The organism is Enterococcus hailinensis (assembly GCF_045862035.1).
GTDB lineage: Bacteria > Bacillota > Bacilli > Lactobacillales > Enterococcaceae > Enterococcus_A > Enterococcus_A hailinensis.
In genome coordinates this window covers 1-8102 of record NZ_BAAFRV010000032.1, presented here as the reverse complement: position 1 = coordinate 8102, position 8102 = coordinate 1, and the positions used below count along the sequence as shown (strand labels likewise).

Genomic DNA, 8102 nt, shown 5'->3' with positions numbered 1-8102 from the left:
TTCCATAGCGAAATACATTTGGTGTCCAATGAGTGAATCGATTATTGTTTTCGATCACCCCTTCTTCTGAAGTGATCACTAGTCCAATCCCCTCGATCATGTGTTCCTTTGAACGGTACGCAAAAATAGCCCCCTTTCCCGACTGATCACTAAAAGAGACCGGTTTTAAGTGGCTGTTTTTATATTTAAATTTACGGATACCATTTTGTAATACCGTCGAATATACGACATCCAAAGAAGCTGCCATGACTGTTATTCCTTCCTAAACAAAAAGAGAACACAAATAATCTTAAAGATTTGTGTTCTCTCAATGGCTTAGAAGTCTCAAAGGAATGACAAAATAAGCGTATATATATTGAGTTGCTCGTCAAAAAATGGTAAAATAGACCTATAGGTTCGGATTGGTAGTCCGAATAGATTTATTCAAATCACATAAGTGGTTTCCAGCCACTTACATAATTTCCATGAGACGAGCGAGAACACATAGTGTTGTATGTGATTCAGATGAAGAAGTGAGGCCAAATTCACTTTTTTATCCGTCTCTTTTTTATATGTATTATTTATTTGAATATAACAAAACAGTTAAATTTGTACAAGAAGAAATTTTTATAAAGTATAAGTTATACTTAAATAAACCTCATATAAGTTATACCTAATTAGACTTTATTGTATATCTTATACTTTAAATTATTACAACAGATAATCAAACGATACCTTTAAAATAAGCTTTTCCTGATAACAATTATTCTGTAATACCAAAACATAAAGTATAAGTTATACTTTATGTTTTGGTAATCAATAATAACTTATACTTTTATTGTTGAATGACTTGAAAAAATTAAAGCTTATCAAATGCATCTTTTATTTCTTCTCTCAAATGTTCCTCTTTCGCCACACCTAATTTTTGCGTAATATACGCTTCCGATAAAGTGTCAATAAGTTTTTCAAAGGTAATCCTACCCTGAACTGATTGAAGTTCCTCAACATAGTCTTGTAGTACGTTTAATTTTGACTCCAAAGCAGGAGATATTTTTTTTGGCTTTGTAACTTTAAATCTTTCATCTGTAATTTCTATAGGACGTCCTCGTTTTTTACTTGCTGCTGAAGTAGTCGCCTTTGGTTTCTTATTCATCAAAGAAGAGTGTCCAAATTCGTTTTCTCCTCTAATTGATACAGATTTTTTCTTTTTTATTCCTGGTTGTAAGAGACCAGCATATTCTGTATCAACTTTGGTATCAACATTAAATTCTTTCCTTTCACTCATATTCTTTCCCTCCTAGCTATTCTTCAAATATCTTTCTGCGTGATTCAAGTTCGGCTAGTATTTTTATAAACGGTTCATGTGCCCTATAGTCCCATTGATCATAATTTCCGTTTCGATACTTTTTCAAAGATATTCCTTCTCTTGAATAACGTTTTAGTCGTTTTTGGAAATTAACAATATTCTTAGACACAGCGGATCCATATAAATCTATAGCCTCGCTCAATACACTTTTATCTAAATCATCGTCTGGTTCAAGCATGCATGCAATTATAGAAATCACTTCAAGGTCAATATCGTAGTTGTTAATCATAAATTTTTGGTACCCAACATATTTTCCAATTCCATCCAACGATTCCTCTTGTGTTTGAAAAGCTATTATACTGTAATCAGAGGCCGCCATAGCATTATCTGAATATGCACTAATAGTTGGAGGCACATCAATAAAAATAGTCTCATAATTTTCTTTGATAGGTTCCAATAATTTTTCTAAAACCATGATTTGTTCTTTCTCATCTTCAAAGTTAGCAAGAACATAGTTAGAAAACGATCTAAAACTTGTATCACATGCAATTAAATCTAGATTTTCCATAATCGGCGTTATACAAATTGAAAGGTCTTCTTCGTTGATCCCATCTACTATTGTTTTACCAATATGATCTAAGTCAACAGTTCTTGCTAATATTTGTGAAGCGTTGGCTTGCGGATCAATATCTATTACCAGTGTTTTTTTCTTATTTACTACAGCATTATCAAAAGCTAGCATTGTAACTATCTTGGTTTTTCCTACTCCACCTTTAAAGTTCCCGACTGTATAAGTAGTTGCTGTCATATTTTTACCTACTTTCTTTTATCTTTATTTAAAGTATAACTTATATATTTATTTTAATCAATATTTATTTTATACTTTATATATTGATAAAAAGTATAAGTTATACTGAAAATATTTAATATATCTGCTATATTTCATTTAATAGCAGATCCATACAACAAATACCTTGAATTAATGTTCTGGCTGACGTAAAAATCACTCTGATAAAATTTCAAAATAGTATTTATGGTATAAGTTATACTAAAACAAACGTATATCTTATACTTTATTATTTTATGTATAAGATATACTAAATATATTTAATATATTTGCTATATTTCATTTATTAGCAGATATATACTATAAATACCTTGAATTAATGTTCTGGCTGACGTAAAAAATCATTCTGATAAAATTCCAGAATAACGTTTATGGTATAAGTTATACTAAAACAAATGTATATCTTATACTTTATTATTTTATGTATAAGATATACTATAATTGATTAGCAAATAATTTATGATCCTGTTTTTAATCATTTAATTTCCTTGACTAATAAAACGAACGTATGTTCTAATGTGTATATAAAACGTATCTTTTTTTGAAAAGGGGATTTAGCATGGTTATGCATTTTGACGTAAATCCAAAGTTTGATTACACGAAAGAACCTTCAAGGGATATTCTTTGTATCGACTGTAAATCATTTTATGCATCCGTAGAATGTGTAGAAAGAGGGCTAAGTCCTTTAAAGACAAAATTAGTTGTCATGTCCTATCCTTCAGACGATCCTTCTCAGCGAGGAAGTGGGTTGATTCTGGCATCGAGTCCGGCCGCAAAAAAAGCCTATGGAATTTCTAATGTCAGTCGATCACGGGATCTTCCTTTTCCGTATCCGGAAGACCTCGTGATCGCACCACCGAGAATGGCACTGTATATGAGAAAGAATATGGAGATTAACAATATTTACAAGAAATACGCTGACGAACAAAATCATTCCGTATACAGCATCGATGAGAGCTTTGTGGACGTCACAGACTCATTAAAACTGTTCGGTGCAAAGGACGCAAGAGAGCTGGCGAGAATGATTCAAACAGACGTTTATCGACAAACTGGAATCTTCACAACGATCGGGATAGGTGACAATCCGCTCTTGGCCAAGTTCGCACTAGACCTCGAAAGCAAAAAAAATGCAGATATGAAAGCAGAATGGCGCTATGAAGACGTTCAGCAAAAGCTTTGGTCTGTAGAAAACATTACAGACGTTTGGGGGATAGGACGTCGGACAGCAATCAGACTGAACCGAATGGGCATATTTACTATGCATGATCTGGCACACGCAAATTATTATCAGCTGAAGCAAAATTTTGGCGTCTTAGGTACTCAACTGTATGCACACAGCTGGGGCATCGATCGATCATTCTTAGGTCAGAAATACAAAGTAAAATCTAAGTCGATAGGGAACAGTCAGGTCTTAAATCGGGACTATACACGCCGAAAAGAAATAGAAATTGTAATCAAAGAAATGGCCGATCAAGTAGCAACAAGATTGCGGAGATCTGGAGCGAAAGCTGAAGTCGTTTCTTTGTGGATCGGCTTTTCAATGGGCTACGTCGATCGATCAGGAAATCGAGGATTTCACCAGCAAATGAAGGTGCCAGCAACTAATAGCAGCAAACAAATAGCAAACTACTTATTGCAGATATTTGATCGTCATTACAAATACCCGGACATTCGAAATATGGCAGTAAACTGTTCAAAGCTCGTTTATTCTAAAGCTTTGCAGCTTGATCTCTTTGAAGATCCGGACGAGCAAGTAAAAGACTTAAAAATCGATTATGTGGTAGATACTATACGCAAAAAATTCGGGTTTAAATCGATCGTTCATGCAAATAGCATAATGGAAGGTGGACGTGCGATCGCTCGCAGCAGCCTTGTCGGAGGACATGCAGGTGGTATGTCTGGACTTGAAGGTGCTGAAGGTCATGGTAAAACGTACTAAGAAAACATTTACGGACTATAATCAATACAGGGACCGGCCATTCGGATTGAAGTGGGCAACGGCTTACGCCATGGATGATTTGATGAAAGGCGTTTTAGAAAATGAAGCCTGGGCTAAGAAAGAAGTTGTTGGTTTGGAGTTAATGAATCGTGAGGAGATCGACACAATACTTTCAGAGTCTTTCCTTTATCATAAACCTATAACGCTGCAGTTAAACACTAAAGACGAATTTGGGCGATTTTTGGATCCTGTCGAAGGACAATTTCTAGGTGAAGCATATGAAGACTATTTTGTATTGAATGAACAAGCGATCTATTGGACAGACGTTCGACACGTATCTATAAAAAAAGAGGAAAAATGGTTTAAGGTTGACTATTTTCAGGACGGAAAATCTTCTCGCAAAAAGCAAAAGAAAAAAGAGAGTAAAATAGAAAAAGAGATTGAGTTAATCAAAAATGAGTATTATCAGGACTTTGCAGATGATGATTGAAGATCCATTGTCCATCATTTGACTTTGAAATCGCCTTAGAATAGCTCTCTGACACACGTTTTTTAAATAAATTAGAAAAGGAGGGGGAGAATATGTGTGGAAGATATTTTTTTGATTTATCTTCAAATGAATTAAGAAGCTACTATGACCACGTCGTTTTAAATACTACAGGTAAACATATTCGTGTTGGTTTTAATGAAATTTTTCCAACTAATTATATAGTAACACTAGGACTTAATCAGGATTCAAGAGTAGTACCAGGAATCACTCAGTGGGGTTTCCAAGGATTTAAGCCTGGTCAACTTGTGATCAACGCACGTTCAGAAACAGTAGAAGAAAAGAAGACTTTTTCTAAAGCCTTCAGAGAAACTCGCTGCGTCATACCAGTCTCCGGATTCTATGAGTGGGATTCCGAAAAACGAAAACTATTGTTTACTGCAGGGGATAATGATGTTTTTTATTTGGGAGGATTTTATCGTGTGCATAAAACAGGTGCAGGATTTGAAACGGAATCGATTATTATGACGACAAAACCTAACGATTCAGTATCCCCAATACATGATCGTATGCCGCTTATTATTCAAAGAGATCATATAAAAGATTGGATCACAGATCTGGATTTCGCACGTAACTATCTTACAGCTGATATGCCAGAATTAACTCGTACTGAAGTAGCAAAATAAAAAAGAGCGGATCTATAAAAGATCCGCTCTTTTGTCATTACAATTTTTTTATCAGTTAAATTTTTTAGTTGTTTTATTCTTTTTTACATAATCATATATAATTTTCACAATTAAAGAAATAATTAAGACTATAAAAAAAATATTTCGGTACAAACTTTGATCATATTTTAGAAATACTAAAGCTAAAATAAAAACAACGACTAAAATTATATGGTAAATTTTAAATTTAGAAATTTTCATGATAGCTCACCCTCTTTTTTATTGCCATTCAAATCCCCATGGTATTGAAGTCCCACTAAATGTCATGCCAGGTACGAAAATTGAATGACTTCGCCAACAACTGGCATCAGACCTATCCCAAGTTAATCAAAAATCTGCTTAAAATGCCGAATCTGCTCACTTTCATGGATTTCCCACCAGCTATTCGCGGTTCATTGTATTCAACCAACTTCATTGAGAACTTTAACAAACATCTCAAACGCAACACCAACCACAAAGAACAATTTCCAACGGAAGATTCACTGGATCGATTCCTGGTTTCTCAGTTTAATGTCTACAACAAGAAGTCCATGAAGCGAATCCATCGCGGATTCAAAGGACTTCAGGACACCCTGGAATCATCCTTTATTTAAATTAACTACATATTATATGTACGGAGGCATTTCATTTACACAAGATTCTTGACGCTACCCATATTACTCAATGGGCTATGATACACTTTTCTTGACTATCAGTTACGTTACCGGAAGGAATGAACTCTATTGAGAAAAACATATGATCGTGAATTTAAACTAAAGATTTCACAGGATATCCTTGAGAAAAAAGTAACTACCAAGAAAATTGCTGAAGAATACAATATCTCTCGTCCAACAATTTCCCGATGGGTTTCAGAATATCATCGATACGGAAAAAATGCTTTTGCTGGACAAGGAAAAAGATTACCTGATAAAGTAGATTTCTACATTCTTGAACAGGAAAATAAACGGCTAACAGAGGAAAATGAAATTCTAAAAAAGTTCGACACGTTTGTGAAGCAAAAAAAGTAGTTCGTTTTGAGTTTGTTCACAAACATCATCAACAATATTCAATTCAAACTTTGTGCAGGATTTTAAATGTAAGTAGGCAAGGATATTATTTATGGCGGAATCGTCAACCCAGTAGGACTCAACTTCGCCATAATTTTTTAAAACAGAATATTAAGCGAGTGTTCTACGAACACAAAGGTCGATACGGATCTCCAAGAATCGCTCAACAACTTTACGATGAAGGAATCGAAACCAATAAACGTGTTGTGGCGGTCCTTATGCGTGGAATGAATTTATGCGCAAAAGGATTTCATCGACGCCAATCTTCTTATGGCAGAGGAAAAGCAATCGAAGAAATAGTAAAAGAAAATTTATTGAATCGACAATTTGAACAGAGCCAAATCGATGCTGTTTGGGTGACAGATATTACTTACATTCCTTGTAATGACGGTCGCCTCTATTTGTCCACCTACATTGACTTAGCAACTCGTATTCCACGTTGCTATATGTTGGATTCAAACATGAAAAAAGAAATTGTCATCCATCCATTACAAATTTATAAAGGAGAATTGCCTACGGTAATTCATTCCGATAGAGGTAGCCAATATCGGTCTCTTAGCTATCAAGAGCTGTTGACCGACCACCACATTACACATTCAATGAGCCAACCTGGGACTCCTGTTGACAATGCGGTAATCGAATCGTTTCATCGATCAATCAAACGAGAATTAATCGAACCCAACAAGCATAAAAGTAAAATAGAGATGAAGGTGTTGATTCAAGATTATTTAGAAGACTACTATCCAAACAAAAGAATCCATACAAAATTTATGATGACTCCTCGACAATTTGAGGCGAAGAAAATAAGTAATCTAACCGACTGTTAACTAAACTGTTGCAGGTCCCCAATAGATTAATATCAAATGGTGAAAATCAACGAAAAAAGGAGATCTATCAAGCAATCTCCTTCCCAATAAATCTCCTCTTATATAAAGTTATTTATGAACACTGATTTAAGCTAAGCTGCCGATATCACAATCTCAGCATCCACTAAATCAGCCTTCAAGTTTTTGACATCTAAGTGGTCAAGGTAGAAATCTGTTACCTTATCACGAATTTGTTGTTCAATTACTCGCCGTAATGGCCGCGCACCCATTGCTTCATCATAGCCTTGTTCCATCAGCCAATCTTTGGCCGCTTTAGTTACCTCAAGTTTGATGGATTTTTTGGCTAAAGTTTTTTGTACATCCGCCAACATCAAATCGACAATTTGACTTAAGTCTTGCTTAGTCAGATGTGAAAATTCCACGATTCCATTAAAACGGTTCAGAAATTCTGGGCGGAAAAATGGTGCTAACTTATCCATTAATGACTGATCTCGTTGCTTGTCACCACTTAATGCTTCATTACCAAATCCAGCATTAGAAGTAGCAATAATAATCGTATTTTTGAAATTAATGACATTGCCTTGTCCATCCGTTAAGCGCCCATCATCCATCACTTGTAACAGTAACGTTAATACTTGTGGATCAGCCTTTTCAATTTCATCTAATAATACGGTTCTGTTGCAAAGTTTTAAATAAAGAATAAAATCCCTTACGGTATCTATGATTTAAGCTGGGATTACCAATAATACCTTGATTTCAGTACAGACCGAAAACCCGAAGAGAGTGCCTTCTTTTCGGGTTTTCTTATATAATCCTCGAATGGCTTCCATGCCTTTAATCGTGGTAGAGGCAGTGCGTAAACTTCGATAGAATTTATTGCGTCTCTTTACTGGACGATGGTCTTGTTCAATCAAATTATTCAGGTATTTAATGGTACGATGTTCTG

Annotated in this window: 7 protein-coding genes and 4 pseudogenes; 6 read left to right on the top strand and 5 right to left on the bottom strand. The window is 34.9% G+C overall.

Translation table 11 applies throughout. The annotated features are described in order from the left end of the window. The 3 genes and pseudogenes from ACKTSC_RS12935 to ACKTSC_RS12925 form a co-directional block, all read right to left on the bottom strand. A pseudogene (locus ACKTSC_RS12935) lies at positions 1 to 247 on the bottom strand (primase C-terminal domain-containing protein); the annotation flags it as partial. Between the two features lie 591 nt (positions 248 to 838). Beyond that, entirely contained in the window at positions 839 to 1264 is a 426-nt protein-coding gene (locus ACKTSC_RS12930; protein ID WP_002337540.1) for a hypothetical protein, read from the bottom strand. A 16-nt stretch (positions 1265 to 1280) separates the two neighbouring features. Continuing rightward, a complete protein-coding gene (locus ACKTSC_RS12925) occupies positions 1281 to 2093 on the bottom strand; it encodes a ParA family protein (RefSeq protein WP_154694684.1) in 813 nt (270 codons plus the stop codon). A 598-nt stretch (positions 2094 to 2691) separates the two neighbouring features. Here ACKTSC_RS12925 and ACKTSC_RS12920 point away from each other — a divergent pair. The 6 genes and pseudogenes from ACKTSC_RS12920 to ACKTSC_RS12895 form a co-directional block, all read left to right on the top strand. Beyond that, on the top strand, positions 2692 to 4071 hold the full coding sequence (locus ACKTSC_RS12920) for a Y-family DNA polymerase (RefSeq protein WP_407857799.1): 1380 nt from the start codon (positions 2692 to 2694) through the stop codon (positions 4069 to 4071). Further along, positions 4055 to 4561 carry a hypothetical protein gene (locus tag ACKTSC_RS12915; protein ID WP_407857798.1) on the top strand — a complete coding sequence of 169 codons (507 nt, stop codon included), beginning with the start codon at positions 4055 to 4057 and terminating at the stop codon, positions 4559 to 4561. Before ACKTSC_RS12920 ends, ACKTSC_RS12915 begins: the two co-directional genes overlap by 17 nt. 92 nt (positions 4562 to 4653) lie before the next feature. Next, the gene (locus ACKTSC_RS12910; protein ID WP_407857797.1) at positions 4654 to 5244 is read left to right on the top strand and encodes an SOS response-associated peptidase; all 591 of its coding nucleotides are present in this window, start codon (positions 4654 to 4656) and stop codon (positions 5242 to 5244) included. A gap of 317 nt (positions 5245 to 5561) precedes the next feature. Further along, positions 5562 to 5876: pseudogene (locus tag ACKTSC_RS12905) on the top strand (transposase); the annotation flags it as partial. Between the two features lie 129 nt (positions 5877 to 6005). Further along, a complete protein-coding gene (locus tag ACKTSC_RS12900) occupies positions 6006 to 6290 on the top strand; it encodes a transposase (protein ID WP_001232998.1) in 285 nt (94 codons plus the stop codon). Positions 6291 to 6313: 23 nt separating this feature from the next. Next, a pseudogene (locus ACKTSC_RS12895) lies at positions 6314 to 7156 on the top strand (IS3 family transposase); the annotation flags it as partial. Positions 7157 to 7287: 131 nt separating this feature from the next. On the opposite strand, the pseudogene ACKTSC_RS12890 reads toward ACKTSC_RS12895, so the two are convergent. Both ACKTSC_RS12890 and ACKTSC_RS12885 read right to left on the bottom strand, forming a co-directional pair. Beyond that, positions 7288 to 7827 (bottom strand): annotated as a pseudogene (locus tag ACKTSC_RS12890) (AAA family ATPase); the annotation flags it as partial. Between the two features lie 54 nt (positions 7828 to 7881). Continuing rightward, on the bottom strand, positions 7882 to 8102 hold a 221-nt coding region (locus ACKTSC_RS12885; RefSeq protein ID WP_407857796.1), incomplete at its 5' end, for a DDE-type integrase/transposase/recombinase.

What these genes read in the sequence shown, in the direction of transcription:
- ACKTSC_RS12915 (WP_407857798.1), top strand. Translation starts at nt 4,055, where the DNA reads ATGGTAAAACGTACTAAGAAAACATTTACGGACTATAATCAATACAGG.
- ACKTSC_RS12910 (WP_407857797.1), top strand. Translation starts at nt 4,654, where the DNA reads ATGTGTGGAAGATATTTTTTTGATTTATCTTCAAATGAATTAAGAAGC.
- ACKTSC_RS12930 (WP_002337540.1), bottom strand. Translation starts at nt 1,264, where the DNA reads ATGAGTGAAAGGAAAGAATTTAATGTTGATACCAAAGTTGATACAGAA.
- ACKTSC_RS12925 (WP_154694684.1), bottom strand. Translation starts at nt 2,093, where the DNA reads ATGACAGCAACTACTTATACAGTCGGGAACTTTAAAGGTGGAGTAGGA.
- ACKTSC_RS12920 (WP_407857799.1), top strand. Translation starts at nt 2,692, where the DNA reads ATGGTTATGCATTTTGACGTAAATCCAAAGTTTGATTACACGAAAGAA.